This is a genomic window from Lentzea sp. NBRC 105346, from assembly GCF_030269605.1.
GTDB lineage: Bacteria > Actinomycetota > Actinomycetes > Mycobacteriales > Pseudonocardiaceae > Lentzea.
Genome location: NZ_BSTQ01000004.1, coordinates 161,915 through 176,502 on the forward strand (window position 1 = coordinate 161,915; position 14,588 = coordinate 176,502).

A 14,588-nucleotide genomic window follows, 5' to 3' on the forward strand; every position below is an offset into this window, starting at 1 on the left:
TTTCGTCTCACCTCGTCCCAAGAACCGGACGGTAACCCCAGTCGTCCGTAGGTGGTGGATGTGCGGTCGCTTCGTTCATCCTCGATGATCATCCCTGCCTAGGAGGATCACTTGTCGAAACGCCCGGACTCTGGGCGGCGAAAGCCGCTCGCACTCCTGGTCGCCTCCGTGACCAGCGTTGCGTTTCTGTTCGGTACATCCACTGGCGCCGCGGGACCGACCCCTGCACCGGCCGCGCAGCCAGGACCGACGTACGTCTACCGCGTGCCCGCCCCGTTGGGGCAGAAGGCGCAGGACCTGCTCACCCGTGGGTTCGACGTGCTCGAACAGCGCGACGGGAACGACCTGTTCGTGCTCGGTTCCCAAGACGTGCTGGGCCAGCTGCGCACCGCCGGATTCGCGCCGGCCATCGAATCGGTCATGGAGGCGCCGCAGTGGGCGCCGCCGCCCGTGAGCGCGCGGGCGTTGGACGTGAACGAGACTTACTACGGCGGCTACCACACGCTGAGCGCGCACTTCGCGCATCTCGACCAGGTGGCCTCCCAGCATTCGAACCTCGCCACGGTGGTCGACTACGGCGACTCGTGGAAGAAGACGCAGGGCGCCGGCGGTTACGACCTGAAGGCCATTTGCATCACCAAGAAAAATGCCGGTGACTGCGAACGGCGTACCGACGCGCCGAAGCCGCGGTTCTTCGTGATGGGCCAGCTGCACGCGCGGGAGATCACCACGGGCGACATGGCGTGGCGCTGGATCGACCACCTCGTCAACGGCTACGGCACCGACAGTCAGGTCACCTCGCTGCTCGACTCCACCGAGGTCTGGGTGGTGCCGATCGCCAACCCGGACGGCGTCGAGATCGTGCAGTCCGGCGGTGACTCGCCGAAGCTGCAACGCAAGAACGCCGACAACGCCAACGGCAAGTGCACGTCCAGCGGCCAATCTGGCATCGACCTGAACCGCAACACCGGCTCGCACTTCGGCGGCACCGGCACGTCGACGAACCCGTGCAACGAGACCTACCGCGGTCCGTCCGCCGACTCGGAGGCCGAGACGAAGGCGCTGGAGTCGCTGTGGCGCTCGATCTACCCGGACAAGCGCGCTCCCGGTGACACCGCGCCCGCGGCCGCCGACACGCGCGGCGTCGTGATCTCGATGCACAGCTACTCCAACCTGGTGCTGTTCCCGTGGGGCTGGAGCACGGCCGACACCGGCAACGACGCGCCGTTGCGGGCCATGGGCAAGGAGATGGCGCGGTTGGCCGGTGGCTGGCGGTACGGGCAGCCCGGCGAGGTGCTCTACAACGCCGCCGGCGCCACGGACGACTGGGTGTACGACGACCTCGGCGTCGCCAGCTTCGTGTGGGAGATCGGCGCGCAGAGCGGCAGCTGCAGTGGCTTCCTGCCCGCGTACTCGTGCCAGGCGTCCACGCACTGGCCGAAGGTGAAGCAGATGCTGCTGTACGCGGCGGGCAAGGCCGCCGCGCCGTACAAGTAACCCCTAAGGGAACGCGACGCCGAAAGACGGACGCGCGCTCGCCCAGGGCCCGGCAAGGTGGGGTCCATGGGGAAACGATTACTGGCAACAGCGATGGTCATCGGCCTGCTGGGCCTCACCGGGGGAACCGCTCTCGCGGAAGCGGAGAGCGTTGACCGCAAAGAGGTCCAGCAGGCGCTGGACAAGCTCACCCACGGGGGAGGGGCCCTGGGTGCGCAGGCCCGCGTGACCAACGGACGTGACCGCGTCCTGGCGCGTTCGGGTGTCGCGAAGCTGGACACCGACGAGCCGGTGCCGCTGAACGGCCGGTTTCGGGTCGGCAGCATCACCAAGACGTTCGTCAGCGTGGTGTTGTTGCAGCTCAACGCCGAAGGCAAGCTCGACCTCGACGCGCCGGTGGACAAGTACCTGCCCGGACTGATCGACAAGACCATCACGGTCCGGCAGGTCCTGCAGCACACCAGCGGGCTCTACGATTACACGAGGGCGTTGCCGCTCAACGACTTCGAGTCGATCCGCTTCAAGCACTGGGAGCCGAACGAGCTGCTCAAGCTCTCCACCAGCCAGCCGCTCGACTTCCCGCCCGGCACGAAGTGGAGCTATTCCAACAGCAACTACATCGTCGCGGGCCTGCTGGTCGAGAAGCTGACCGGCCGGCCGTACGAGCAGGCCGTGCAGCGGCGGATCCTCACCCCGTTGCGGCTCAACGAGACCGTGGTGCCGGGTGACCGGTCCGGTATTCCAGGCCCGCACGCCCACGGGTACTACACGGTCAAGGACAAGCCGGTCGACGTGACGCGGATGAACCCGTCGGTCGCCTGGGCGGCCGGAGAGATGATCTCGACGACGGGGGACCTCGACACCTACGTCACCGCGCTGGCCAAGGGAAAGCTGCTCAAGAAGGCCCAGCTGGACGAGATGACCAAGACGACCGCGGTCAGTCCCGACTACGGCCTGGGGCTGGGCATCACCAAGCTGCCGTGTGGCGTCACGGTCTGGGGCCACGGCGGCGGCATCTTCGGGTACCTGACCGAGATGATGACGACGCCGGACGCGTCGAAGCGGCTGGAGGCGTCGCTGAGCACGGCGCCCACGCCCGGTAACAACGACGGCTACGAGGATCTGATCAAGGCCGCCTTCTGCTAAACGCTATGGGGGGAGCTTTCCAAGCGCCCAGCGCTTGGAAAGCTCCCCCCATAGCAACTTGCGGGGGACGAAAAGGATCAGCCGAGACCGTTCTTCATCGCGGTGATGAGCTCACCGTTGGTGGTGTCACCGGTCAGCTCCCAGAAGAAGGCACCGCCGAGACCCTGGCCGTTGGCGTAGGACATCTTGCCCGCGATGGTGGCCGGGGTGTCGTAGCTCCACCATTCGCTGCCGCACTTGGCATACGCGGTGCCGGCGATGGTGCCGGTCGACGGGCACTTGGACTTCAGGACCTTGTAGTCCTCGATGCCCTGCTCGTACGAACCCGGCGCCGGACCCGTGGCGGTGCCGCCCGGAGTCGCCTGCGTGACGCCGGTCCAGCCGCGGCCGTAGAAACCGATGCCCAGCAACAGCTTCGACGACGGGACGCCCTTGCCCTTCAGCTTCTGGATCGCCGCGTCGGAGTTGAAGCCCGCCTGCGGGATGCCGCTGTAGGAGGTGAGCGGGGAGTGCGGGGCCGTCGGGCCCTGCGCCGCCCAGGCGCCGAAGTAGTCGTAGGTCATGACGTTGTACCAGTCGACGGACGCCGAGGCGCCGCCGTAGTCCGCGGCGTCGATCTTGCCGCCGGACGAGCCGTCGGCGGTGATCGCGGCGGTGATCAGGTTGCCCGAGCCGAAGCGGGACCGCAGGGCCTGCATCAGCGTCTTGAACGAGGCCGCACCGCTCGTGTCACACGACAGGCCACACGCGTTCGGGTACTCCCAGTCGATGTCGATGCCGTCGAACACGTCCGCCCAGCGCGGGTCCTCCACCAGCCGGTAGCAGGAGTCCGCGAACGCCGCCGCGTTGGCCGCGGCCTGGCCGAAGCCGCCGGACCAGGTCCAGCCGCCGAACGACCACAGGACCTTGATGTTCGGGTAGGCCTTCTTCAGCTTGCGCAGCTGGTTGAAGCTGCCGCGCAGTGCGCCCGCGTCCCACGTGTCCGCGACACCGTCCACACTGGACGCGGCGTCGTAGAACTTGTCGTAGTCGGCGTAGCTGTCACCGATCGCGCACTGGCCGTTGGTCACGTTGCCGAACGCGTAGTTGATGTGCGTCAGCTTCGCCGCGGAGCCACTGGTGACGATGTTCTTGACGTGGTAGTTGCGCTGGTAGACGCCCCACTCGACGAAGTAGCCCAGGTTCTTCTTGCCGCCGGGGCCGGGGTTGTTCGACGTGGTGGTGGTGGTCGTCGGACCGGTCGTCGTCGTGGTCGTGGTCGTCGTGGTGGTGGTCGTGGTCGTCGGCGGCTGACCGCCGGCGTCGCACGAGCCGCCGTTGACCTTGCAGTTCGACGGGGCCGAGTACGCGCCCGAGTAGGCGACGTTGAAGCCGAAGCTCGCCGAGCCGCCCACGTTGATCGTGCCGTTCCAGGTGCCCTTGACCGTCACGGTCTGGCCGCTGGTGGTGTAGCTGCCGTCCCACAGCGAGGAGATGCGGTGGTTGGCCGGCAGGGTGAACTCGACGGTCCACGACGTGAGCGTCGCGGAGCTGCCGTTGGTGATCGTGTACTTGCCCTCGTAGCCCGTTCCCCAGTCAGACCCCTTGGAGAACGTCGCGGAAACGCCGCCGGCGCCACTGGCCGCCGGGGCCACCGCCAGGCCGAGGACCATCGCGGCGACGGCCGCGAATAGAGCCGCAAGATGCAGTCGATGCTTGGACATCGGACTCCTCAGTCGCAGGGGTGCGAGAAACATGTGGTTTAGACCACTTCGGAGTCAAGGTCTAGACCTTTGGTGTCACTCGAACGGAGTAGTCCGAAATCGTTTACATCGAACCCCTGACTGAGTCAGCCGATGGCCTTCTCCGCACCCCAAGCCGCGACGTCCTCACGCGACGAAAGTCCGAGCTTCTCGCGCAACCGCTGCAGCCGCGACGCCACCGTGCGGACCGAAAGTCCCAGGCGGTTGGCGATCTGCTTGTTGGTCAGCCCGGTCGCCAGCAGCGCGACGATCCGGCGTTCCTGGTCGTCCAGTTCGTCCTCGGCGGCGTCGGTGCGGTCCAGCCACAGCTCGTCCTGGATGAACGCCTCGGTCTCGGTCGGGGTGAGCGGCGTCCACGCGGCGGCGTTGGCCTCCTGCGCGCTCAGCATCGTGCGCGCGGTGCGCATGGCGCCCGACACCTTCTGCTCCCAGAACGGGTCCGCGACGACCCCGACGGTCCGGCGCATCGCGCGGCCCGTCGCCTCCAGCCGCAGCGCCCGCTCGGCCTGGCCGCGGCTCAGCGCGATGATCGCCAGGCCCTCCAGCGCGTCCGGTCCGCTCATCGGGTTCTCGCCGTCGATGCGCAGGCACTCGTGGAACGCGTCGCCCGCCTCCTCGAGGTCGCCCTGCATCAGGGCGATCACGCCGAGCGTGTTCAACGCACTCGCCACGCGAGCGGGGATGCCGGACGCGCGGCACAACGGCAGCGCCTTCGTCACGGCCTTCATCGCGCGGTCGGTCTTGCCCAGCCGCAACGCCGTGCGCGCCAGGTCCACCAGGCACGTGGCGCGGGCCAGCGGTTCGCCGAGCATCTCCGCCACGCGCAGGCACTCGGTGCGGTTCTCGGCGGACGCCTCCAGCTCGCCGCTGGACTGCTGGACCGCGGCCAGCGTCGACCGGCAGCTCATCACCAGCGCCGGGTGGTCCAGTTCGCGCACGAGCCGCGCCGCCTCACCGGTCAGCTCCAGCGCCTCGTCGTGGTCGCCCTGCACGGCCGCGAACCATGCGGCGTGGTTCAGCGCCACGCAGCGGTAGTCGCCGCGCGTGAACGGCCGGCGCAACGCGTCGCGCAGCAACGCCCGCGCCTGGCCGACCCGCCCGCGCCGGGCCGTGCAGTCCGCCAGGGCCGAGGTCAGCAGCAGCAGTCGTTCGTCACCGCGGTCGGCGGCCCACTCCACGGCGGCCAGCAGGCTGTCCACATGGTCGTCGAGCTTGCGCTGCACCTCGGCGGGCACGGACAGCGGCGCGGTGATCAGCACGTCGCTCAGCTCGGTGAACCACCGGGCGAGCGCCTCGAACGCCGTGTTCGTCTCGCCCGCGGCGACCAGCTTCTCGCGGGCGTGCAGGCGGATCGTCTCCAGCTGCCGGAACCGCGTGGTGCCGGGGATCGCGGTGAGCAGCGACTTGGCCTGCAGCCGCGACAGCACGTCCAGCACCGGCTCGGCGGACCGTTCGGTCGAGCACACCTCGGTCGCCGCGGCCAGGTCGAACCCGCCGTCGAACACGGACAGGCGGCGCAGCGCGAACTGCTCGTCCGGCGCCAGCAACCGGTAGCTCCAGTCGATCGCCTCGCGCAACGACCGCTGGCGCGGCGAGGTCTTGCGGCAGCCGAGCGTCAGCAGTTCCAGCGGCTCGTCCATGCGGTCGCAGATGTCGGAGACCGGCAGCAGCGGCACCCAGCGCGCGGCCAGCTCGATCGCGAGCGGCATGCCGTCCAGGCGGGCGCACAGCAAAGCGACAGCCGCCGTGTTGTCGGGCGTGAGCCGAAAGTCGGGCTTGCGTTCGCGCGCGCGGTCCACGAAGAGCTTCACCGCGTCGTTGCGCGGCGCCACGGTGGTCACCAGGTCCTGGTCCGTCGACGGCACCGGCAGGCCCTCGACGTGGAAGCTCACCTCACCGGTGATCCACAGCGCCTCGCGGCTCGTCGCCAGCACGCGCACCGCGGGACAGCGGTTGAGCAACAGGTCCACGAGCTCCGCGCACGGGTCCAGCAGGTGCTCGCAGTTGTCCAGCACGACCAGTGCGCGCATGTTCCGCAACGTCTCAACAACGGTCTGCCCGATGGGCTCATCGCCGTGTTCCGTTACTCCCAACGCCGCAGCCACAGCCGGCATGACCGATCTGCTGTCCTCGACGTCGCCCAGTTCGACCAGCAGCACGCGGTCCGTTCGGCCGCGCCGCAGCCGTTCCGCCGCCTCCAGGGCGAGACGCGTCTTGCCCGCGCCGGCGCTTCCGACGAGCGTAATGAGACGGTGGCGCCGAAGCAGCTGATCGATCTTGGTCAGCTCCTGCTGACGGCCGATGAAACTGTCCCGCGCGGCCGGGAGATTGCTCAGCACACGGGCGTTCTGCCTGGGCAAAGGCGTCGGCGGAGGGGATGCGACACGCTTGCGGTAGGCACGTTGCCTGCAGGCGTTCGAACAGTAGGAGCGTCGTTGCTCCGACGTCGACGGTGGCAACGCAACGTCGCACGTCACACAGCGGGCGATGCTCGACATGTTCTGTCTCCCATGGTGTAACGGCCTACCGAACGCCGTCGCAACGTTGCGACGCCGCAGGTCGGGGGTGGTGACCTGACGTGTGCAACCCGTTACACGTACGCGCAGCCGAGACGGTTCGGTAGGTGCTCGTTATGCATGCCTTTTCCCGCACCTCGTTCGGGAACAAACTGGTGCCTGGTCCGGTCTGACAGGGAGTGCGTATGACGCTGGCGACGAGCACCTCGTCGGAATATTCGTGGGCGGGTGCGGGTCTGCAGTTGGTGGACAAGCCGCGCACGATCACGGTCGGCATCGCCGACGACGAGGTCCTTATCCGTACGGGAGTCCGCGGTGTGCTGGAGCGATCCGGCAACGTCGTGGTGGTCGGGGAGGCGGGGGACGGCAACAGTGCCGTCGAGCTGGCCCGCAGGCACCGGCCCCAGGTGCTGCTGATGGACGCGTCCATGCCCGGCATGGAAGGCCTCGGCGCGGTGCGCATGGTGCGCAGGCACGTGCCCGGCACGCAGGTCATCATGTTGTGCACGCCCACCACCGAGGAGATGTTGTTCCCGGCGCTGCGTGCGGGCGCGGCCGGGTTCCTGTTCAAGAACGGTGAGCCCGACTCGCTGGTCAACGCGGTTCGCGTGGTCGCCGCGGGCGAGGCGATCCTCTCGCCGTCCGCGACGCGCAGCCTGGTCGACCACTTCACCGGTGCCGACTCGGAGCGCAGGGACGCGGCGCGGTCGCGGATCTCGCTGCTCACCAGGCGTGAGCAAGAGGTTCTCGTGTACCTCGCGCAGGGCATGGCGAACGCGCGGATCGCACGGCTCATGTACCTCTCCGAGGGCGCGATCAAGGCTCATGTGTCCAGGCTGCTCACCAAGCTGCGCTGTGACAACCGCGTACAGGCTGCTCTTATTGCCAGGGACGCCGCTCTTCCCTGTTGATGTCTGAATTTCGCCAGCGTTCCAACTGAGACGCGGCGATGCTTGGAGCATGTTCGAGGACACGGAGCGTAGCGTCCGCGCGGTTCAGTCGAAGGACGCCCGCTTCGACGGGTGGTTCTTCACGGCGGTGACGTCCACCGGCATCTACTGCCGGCCGTCCTGCCCGGCCGTCGCACCCCGCGTCGAGAACATGCGGTTCTATCCGACCGCTGCAACGGCGCAGCAGGCCGGATACCGCGCCTGCAAGCGATGCCGGCCCGACGCCGCTCCGGGATCACCGGAGTGGAACCACCGGGCGGACCTCGTGGCACGCGCGATGCGCCTGATCGCCGACGGTGTGGTCGACCGGTCGGGAGTGCCGGGTCTCGCCGCTCAGCTCGGGTACAGCACCCGCCAGGTGCAACGTGCCCTCGTCGCCGAGCTGGGCACCGGGCCGCTGGCACTCGCACGGGCGCAACGCGCGCAGACGGCCAGGCTGCTGATCGAGACCTCGTCCCTGCCGATGGCCGAGGTCGCGTTCGCGGCGGGTTTCGCGTCGGTGCGGGCGTTCAACGAGACCGTCCGCGCGGTGTTCGCGCTGTCGCCGTCCGAACTCCGGGCGCGGTCCGCCCCGGCACTGGTGCCGGGTGTGCTGTCGCTGCGGTTGCCGTTCCGGCCGCCGCTGTGCCCGGACAACCTGTTCGGGCATCTGATCGCGACGGCGGTGCCGGGTGTCGAGGAGTGGCGCGACGGTGCCTACCGGCGGACGCTGCGGCTGCCGCACGGCCATGGCGTGGTGTCGTTGCGGCCGTTGCCCGATCACGTCGCGTGTCAGTTGGCGTTGACCGATCTGCGCGATCTGTCGGTCGCGATCAACCGGTGCCGGTGGATGCTCGACCTGGACGCCGATCCCGTGGCCGTGGACTCGGTCCTGTCGGGCGACGAGTTGCTGGAACCGTTGGTGCGCAAGGCTCCCGGCCGCCGGGTGCCGCGCACGGCCGACGGAGCCGAGTTCGCCGTGCGGGCCGTGCTCGGCCAGCAGGTGTCGACCGCCGCCGCGCGTACGCACGCCGCCCGTTTGGTGCAGGCCTACGGGACGCCTATCGAGGACTCGTCGTTGACGCACCTGTTTCCTTCGGCGTCGGACATCGATCCGTCGTCGCTGGCGATGCCCGCGTCGCGGCGGATGACGATGGCGGCGCTGATCGAGGCGCTGGATTCCGGGCTGGACCTCGGGGCCGGCGCGTCGTGGGACGAGGCGCGGGCCAGGCTGTCGGCGTTGCCGGGGTTCGGGCCGTGGACCGTCGAGGTGATCGCGATGCGGGCCCTCGGTGATCCCGACGCGTTCATCCCGACGGATCTCGGTGTGCGCCTGGCGGCTTCAGGGCTGGGACTGCCGTCGACGCCCGCGGCGTTGATCAAGCGGTCCGCGGTGTGGCGGCCGTGGCGTGCCTACGCCGTGCAACACCTGTGGGCCACCGGTGATCACGAGGTGAACCGGATCCCGGCCTGACCCGCGTACATGCGCACCGGGCTCGGTCCCGGTTCCAGGAAGCCGGGCAGCGGCGGCAGATCCGCGGTGTGCGCCCCGAGCTTGTTGAAGGTCGCGACCGCGTTGGCCGGCCGGGCGTCGGGGTGCTTCTCGAGCAGCTGCAGCAACAGGTCGTTGAGCTCGTCGGAGATGCCCGGGACGCGGGGCGGCTCCTCCTTGACGTGCCGGTCGAACACCGCGTAGGCGGTCGGCCCGGTGAAGAGTTGTTGTCCCGTCAGCATCTCGTGCAGTACGCACCCGAGTGCGTAGAGGTCGCTGCGCGGCTCGGCGAACCCGCGCTGGATCTGTTCGGGCGCCATGTAGGCGGGCGTGCCGACGATCTGGCCGGCGCGGGTGAACTGGGCGACGTCGCTGTCGCGCAGCACGGCGAGGCCGAAGTCGAGCACCTTGACGCCGCCGTCCGGGCAGAGCATCAGGTTGTTGGGCTTGAGATCCCGGTGGCAGATCGACAGCCGGTGGGCGGCGAACAGCACGGCGCACGTCTGCGCGGCGATCGTGACCGCCCACGGCACGGGTAACGGGCCGTGCTCGCTCACGAGGTCCGCGATCGTGACGCCCTCGACGTACTGCATCACCTGGAACAGCGAGTGCTCGTGCATGCCGAAGTCGTGCAGCGTGGGTACGCCGGGGTGTTCGAACCGGGCCAGGATGCGTGCCTCGCGGACGAACCGCTGCGCCAGCTCGTCGTCGGGTCCGCCGGAGCGCAGCCGCAGCAGTTTCACCGCCACGCGCCGGTCGAGATGCTTGTCGTGGCCGCGATGCACGGCGCTCATGCCGCCGGTGCCGAGTGGCAGGTCGTCGACCTCATAGCGATCGGCGATGAGCATCTGCACCCCCTTACGGCCCGATGCGGCCGCCCAGCAGTCCAAGGAAGCCTAGCCGGACCACTTCGGCCCCTTGACCGAGCGCTTCCTCCATGGCCCTGAGCTGCCGAAACGCCTTTCCGTATCGCTGTTGTTCGGCGAACGGCAGGCTCGGTGCCTGGGTCCGCCGCAGGTCCAGCCGGCTCGACCCCGTCGGTGTGCTCGCGAGTGCCGCTCGCAACAGCCCGTCCAGGAAGTCCGGGTCGAGCCTGTCCGGGTCGATCTCGTAGACCGTCCCGGTCGGTGAGGTGACCGGGGTGGTGCCCGGCGCCCTCCGGACGAGCTCGCCGATCGTGGTCATCGGCGGCGTCTCCCGTTCGTCGAGCTGCGGCGGTGCCGGCAGCTCGAACCGTTGCCGCGCTTCGAGAAACGCCCGCCCGACGTCGGCGTCGCGGCGCCGGGCCGGGCTGATGTCGACGTCCTCGTCGAGCAGGTCGATGATCCGCGTGTTCGGTTGTTCGTCCGCGTACTCCTCGAGCAGGAGGACGCTTTGCGGTGGGGTCGCGTTGGCTTCGGGCTTCTTCAGGACCCAGATGTCGCGGCCGCCGGCGACCGTGATGACGGCCTCGATCGCCCCCGCGCGCAACAGGTTGGCGCGAATCCGTTTGCCGGGCCGCCGGCTCGCGGCCGCGCCGGGCATCAGGATCGCGACCTTCCCGCCGGGCTTGACGAGGCTCAGGCAGTGCTGCGCCCACGCCAGCTCGGGTTCGCCGCGCGGCGGCTGGCCGTACGTCCACCGGGCGTCGCCGACCAGTTCCTCGTGCCCCCACGACCGCTCGTGGAACGGCGGGTCGCAGACGACGGCGTCGGCTGTTTCGATCTGGTTGTGCCGCAAGGAGTCGCCGGTGTGGATCTCCGCTTCGGGCAGCCTCCTGCGCGCGATCTTCGCGCTCGTCGGGTCGAGCTCCTGGCCCAGCTTTCGCCCGCCGGCCTTCATGAGCAGCGATCCCGTACCGCACGCCGGGTCGGCGACAGTGCCCTTCTTCGCGTTCGCCAGGTGCACCATCAGTTCGGCGATGTCGTCCGGGGTGACGTTGAGCTGCCGTGAATGCGCTTCGGCGTAGCGCTGGTAGAGGAACTCGAAGGTCTCGCGGTCGGTGTCGGTTTCAGCTACGCGTTCACCCAGTTTGAGATCGTCGCCGCTGAGCCGCTGCCAGAGCCGCTCGGCGGGGGAGACGTGGAAGCTCTTCCCGTTGCGCCGCAACCACTTCTCGACGTCGGCGAGCGAGAACAGCGGACTCGACGCGGTCCCGCCGACGGGCTGCGGGAAATCGTCGTAGCGCTTGCGCCAGTTGCTGACGGCCGCGCGCCCCACGTTGACGAGCCGCGCTATGTCGCCAGCGTTCACCGTCTCGTCCATGTCTTCGAGACTAATGCTTGTGAACTCAGTTCACAACTGCTTCACTGGTGCCATGACACACGAGCTGCTGGTCGCGGCCGCGTCCGACGTCGGACTGCGCAGGGAGCACAACGAGGACGCGTACTTCGCGGGTCCCGACCTGCAGGCAGTCGCCGACGGCATGGGCGGCCACGCGCTCGGCGAGGTCGCCAGCGCCATCGCGATCGACGTGCTCGAGTCGTTCGCGGGCGATCTTTCCGATGCGGTTCTTGAAATCTCCCGCCGCTTGAATTCGGAAGTGCCCGAAGGGACCGGCACGACCCTGACCGCGATGCGCTGGGATGGTCTGACGTTTCAGTTGGCGCACATCGGCGACTCGCGCGCTTACCTGTTGCGCGACGGGGTGCTGCACCAGTTGTCGCACGACCACACCATGGTGCAGGCGCTCGTGGACGCCGGCCGCATGACGCCCGAGGAGGCGCTGAACCACCCGCGGCGCGCGTATGTCATCAAGGTTCTGCAGAGCGGTGCCGCGCACTCGCCCGATATCTCGGTGCACGAGGCTCGACCTGGTGACCGTTATCTGTTGTGCTCTGACGGACTCACCGACTATGTGTCCATTGAGGACGTTGGTTCCACGCTGGTGTCCTTTGAGGATGGTTCGGAAGCCGCGTGGCGGTTGGTGGCGCTGGCCAACGGCAACGGGGGGCCGGACAACATCACATGCGTGATCACCGACGTGGTTCGCCGGCCGTGGTTTCGGCGATGAAGTCTTCTAGTGCTGCGTTGAACTCTTTTGGTTGCTCGAGGTTCGGCAGGTGGGCGGCTTTTTCGATCACGTGGATCCCCGCGTTGCGCATGCTCTGCTGGAGGTTCGCCGCCTCGGGTACGGGTGTGTAGGTGTCGTCGCTGCCGACGATGATCAGCGTCGGCACGTCGGTGTTCCTGAGCATCTCGCGGTAGTCCGGACGTTCGGCGCGCGCTTCCTGTGCCTTGGCGGCGCCCTCCGGGCCTGTCGCGAGCATCATTTTCTCTATGTACGCGTGAGCTTCCTCGTTCTGTGGCAACACCATCCGGTCGATGTTCTCCCTTGTGTACGGCGCCATGCCCTCTTTCCTCAGTCTGGCGGCCATAGCTCGTCGCATGGCCTTGTTCTCCTCGGCTTTGGCCGTGGTGGCAACGAGAACCATGGCGCGCACGCGTTCCGGGTATAGGCGGTGGAACTCCATGACGACCTGACCACCCATCGACAGTCCGATCATGATCGCTTTTTCGGTCTCTTTCGCGAGGTCGTGGGCGAAGTCCGCGAACGTGTCCGGGCTGGTCCGGTTCTGGCCGTAGCCGCGCAGGGTCGGTGCAATTACGCGATTGCTCTTCTTGAAGTGCTCCACCTGTGGCTGCCACATGGTGGGGTCGAACGGGTGTCCGTGCACAAATACGAGGTCCATGGCTCGAAACTAAGCGCTAAGCTGACCTGTAGCAATGCTCTCAATGTACTCGGAGCAATTCATGGACTTTCGGGTCATCGCCGACCGCATCGCGTCGGACATCGCGTCAGGCGTGCTGCGCCCCGGCGAGAAGCTGCTGCCCCAGCGCACCTTCGCGCGCCGCCACAACCTGGCCCCCTCGACCGTCGCCCGCGTATACGGCGAACTCGTCCGCCGCGGCCTGGCGGTCGGCGAGGTGGGTCGCGGCACGTTCATCCGCGCCGCCACGGATTCCCCCGAGCTACCGCTGGCCGAGCCCGCGACCCTCCAGGTGGACCTGGAACTCAACTTTCCCGTTGTGCCACAACAAACCGCGCTGATCTCGACCGCGCTGAACCGCATGCTGCGCCCCGACGTTCTAGCGACATCCCTGTCACCCGTTGGTGTGACCGGCACCCCGCAGGCCCGCCTGGCCGCGTCCCACCTGATCCCCCTGGACCGCCGATTCGTGTTCACCGGCAACGGCCGCCAGGCCATCGCGGCCGCGATCGCCGCCCTGGTCCCGGCCGGCGAACGCCTAGGCGTCGAGCGCCTGACGTACTCGGTCGTGAAGGGCATCGCCGCACGCCTAGGCGTGCAGCTGGTCCCGCTCCCCGTCGACGACGAAGGCCTTGTCCCACAAGGATTCGACGGCGTGCGCGCCGTGTACCTGCAGCCCGCCCTGCACAACCCGCTCGGCGCGTCGATGTCCCGTTCCCGGCGCGCCGCGGTCGTTTCAGCCCTGCAGGACAACGGGATCTACGCCATCGAGGATCGCGTCAACAGCTTCCTGCACGACGAACCCCTGCTGGACAGCCCGCGCACCGTCGTCGTCGACAGCCTGTCCAAGCGCGTCGCACCAGGCCTGACGCTCGGCATCGTCGCGGCCCCCGCCGAGGTCGCCGACCGCGTCGTCACCGCCGTGCGCAGCGGCGGCTGGGCGGCCCAGCGCTTCGCGCTCGACGCCGCGGCCGGCCTGGTCAACGACGGCACGGTCGCCTCGATCGTCGCCCTGAAGCGCCAGGACGCCGCCACCCGCCAGGCGATCGCGGGTCGCGTGCTGGACGGGTTCACCGTCCGCCGCGACGTGCGGGCCTACCACCTGTGGTGGGAGCTGCCCGACCCGTGGCGGGCCGAGACCTTCGTGGCGGCCGCCGCCCGCCGCGGCATCGCCGTCACGCCGGCCGCGGCGTTCGCCGTCGGGTCTCGCACGCCCAACGCGGTCCGCCTCGCTCTCGCTTCGCCGCCGCTGGAGCTGCTCGAGTCGGCCCTGACGATGCTCGCCTCGCTGGCTCGTTCGGCGCCCGACGCGGTCGATTAGACGTTCGCCGCCCGCGCGCTTTCGATATGCACTAAGCGTACCGATCCGGTCTGACAGTTTTGCTTCGCCGCAGGTCAGAGGCATGATCAAATGGTGTGATCGGCGCGCCTCAGTCCAACAGGTGAACAGCGCCTTTCTCAGCCCAACAGGTGATCGGCGCCCCAGCCTCGCGGGCCGGCGCCCGACAGTCGCGCTGGCAGCATCCCCGCGGGACAGCGCCCCGACAGCGCTCGACAGCCCAAAGGTCAGCGTCCAG

The 14,588-nt window shown here is 68.6% G+C and carries 11 protein-coding genes; 6 read left to right on the plus strand and 5 right to left on the minus strand.

From position 1 onward, the window contains the following. Positions 1-264: 264 nt before the first annotated feature. Entirely contained in the window at positions 265-1,497 is a 1,233-nt protein-coding gene (locus QSK35_RS10705; protein WP_285744772.1) for a M14 family zinc carboxypeptidase, read from the plus strand. Positions 1,498-1,563: 66 nt separating this feature from the next. Next, positions 1,564-2,643: a serine hydrolase domain-containing protein gene (locus QSK35_RS10710; RefSeq protein ID WP_285744774.1), complete on the plus strand. Its 1,080-nt coding sequence runs from the start codon at positions 1,564-1,566 to the stop codon at positions 2,641-2,643. A 77-nt stretch (positions 2,644-2,720) separates the two neighbouring features. Here QSK35_RS10710 and QSK35_RS10715 read toward each other — a convergent pair whose 3' ends face one another. Continuing rightward, entirely contained in the window at positions 2,721-4,346 is a 1,626-nt protein-coding gene (locus tag QSK35_RS10715) for a glycosyl hydrolase family 18 protein (RefSeq protein WP_285744776.1), read from the minus strand. A 125-nt stretch (positions 4,347-4,471) separates the two neighbouring features. Then, positions 4,472-6,724 carry an ATP-binding protein gene (locus QSK35_RS10720; RefSeq protein ID WP_285744778.1) on the minus strand — a complete coding sequence of 751 codons (2,253 nt, stop codon included), beginning with the start codon at positions 6,722-6,724 and terminating at the stop codon, positions 4,472-4,474. A 362-nt stretch (positions 6,725-7,086) separates the two neighbouring features. Here QSK35_RS10720 and QSK35_RS10725 point away from each other — a divergent pair, with 362 nt between their 5' ends. Beyond that, positions 7,087-7,812, plus strand: a complete 726-nt coding sequence (locus QSK35_RS10725; RefSeq protein ID WP_285744780.1) for a response regulator — start codon at positions 7,087-7,089, stop codon at positions 7,810-7,812. Between the two features lie 49 nt (positions 7,813-7,861). Beyond that, the gene (locus QSK35_RS10730; RefSeq protein WP_285744782.1) at positions 7,862-9,304 is read left to right on the plus strand and encodes a DNA-3-methyladenine glycosylase 2 family protein; all 1,443 of its coding nucleotides are present in this window, start codon (positions 7,862-7,864) and stop codon (positions 9,302-9,304) included. On the opposite strand, the gene QSK35_RS10735 is transcribed toward QSK35_RS10730, so the two are convergent. Beyond that, positions 9,277-10,170 carry a serine/threonine-protein kinase gene (locus tag QSK35_RS10735; RefSeq protein ID WP_285744784.1) on the minus strand — a complete coding sequence of 298 codons (894 nt, stop codon included), beginning with the start codon at positions 10,168-10,170 and terminating at the stop codon, positions 9,277-9,279. The two genes, QSK35_RS10730 and QSK35_RS10735, sit on opposite strands and share 28 nt — an antisense overlap. A gap of 10 nt (positions 10,171-10,180) precedes the next feature. Further along, entirely contained in the window at positions 10,181-11,566 is a 1,386-nt protein-coding gene (locus QSK35_RS10740; protein WP_285744786.1) for an N-6 DNA methylase, read from the minus strand. Here QSK35_RS10740 and QSK35_RS10745 point away from each other — a divergent pair. After that, a complete protein-coding gene (locus QSK35_RS10745) occupies positions 11,538-12,314 on the plus strand; it encodes a PP2C family protein-serine/threonine phosphatase (protein ID WP_285744788.1) in 777 nt (258 codons plus the stop codon). The genes QSK35_RS10740 and QSK35_RS10745 overlap by 29 nt on opposite strands. On the opposite strand, the gene QSK35_RS10750 is transcribed toward QSK35_RS10745, so the two are convergent. Next, entirely contained in the window at positions 12,277-12,993 is a 717-nt protein-coding gene (locus QSK35_RS10750) for an alpha/beta fold hydrolase (protein WP_285744790.1), read from the minus strand. The genes QSK35_RS10745 and QSK35_RS10750 overlap by 38 nt on opposite strands. Positions 12,994-13,054: 61 nt before the next feature. Between QSK35_RS10750 and QSK35_RS10755 the strand changes: the two genes are divergently transcribed. Continuing rightward, entirely contained in the window at positions 13,055-14,332 is a 1,278-nt protein-coding gene (locus tag QSK35_RS10755; protein ID WP_285744791.1) for an aminotransferase-like domain-containing protein, read from the plus strand. Positions 14,333-14,588: the final 256 nt, after the last annotated feature.

What these genes read in the sequence shown, in the direction of transcription:
- QSK35_RS10710 (WP_285744774.1), top strand. Translation starts at nt 1,564, where the DNA reads ATGGGGAAACGATTACTGGCAACAGCGATGGTCATCGGCCTGCTGGGC.
- QSK35_RS10715 (WP_285744776.1), bottom strand. Translation starts at nt 4,346, where the DNA reads ATGTCCAAGCATCGACTGCATCTTGCGGCTCTATTCGCGGCCGTCGCC.
- QSK35_RS10725 (WP_285744780.1), top strand. Translation starts at nt 7,087, where the DNA reads ATGACGCTGGCGACGAGCACCTCGTCGGAATATTCGTGGGCGGGTGCG.
- QSK35_RS10730 (WP_285744782.1), top strand. Translation starts at nt 7,862, where the DNA reads ATGTTCGAGGACACGGAGCGTAGCGTCCGCGCGGTTCAGTCGAAGGAC.
- QSK35_RS10735 (WP_285744784.1), bottom strand. Translation starts at nt 10,170, where the DNA reads ATGCTCATCGCCGATCGCTATGAGGTCGACGACCTGCCACTCGGCACC.
- QSK35_RS10745 (WP_285744788.1), top strand. Translation starts at nt 11,538, where the DNA reads ATGTCGCCAGCGTTCACCGTCTCGTCCATGTCTTCGAGACTAATGCTT.
- QSK35_RS10740 (WP_285744786.1), bottom strand. Translation starts at nt 11,566, where the DNA reads ATGGACGAGACGGTGAACGCTGGCGACATAGCGCGGCTCGTCAACGTG.
- QSK35_RS10750 (WP_285744790.1), bottom strand. Translation starts at nt 12,993, where the DNA reads ATGGACCTCGTATTTGTGCACGGACACCCGTTCGACCCCACCATGTGG.
- QSK35_RS10755 (WP_285744791.1), top strand. Translation starts at nt 13,055, where the DNA reads ATGGACTTTCGGGTCATCGCCGACCGCATCGCGTCGGACATCGCGTCA.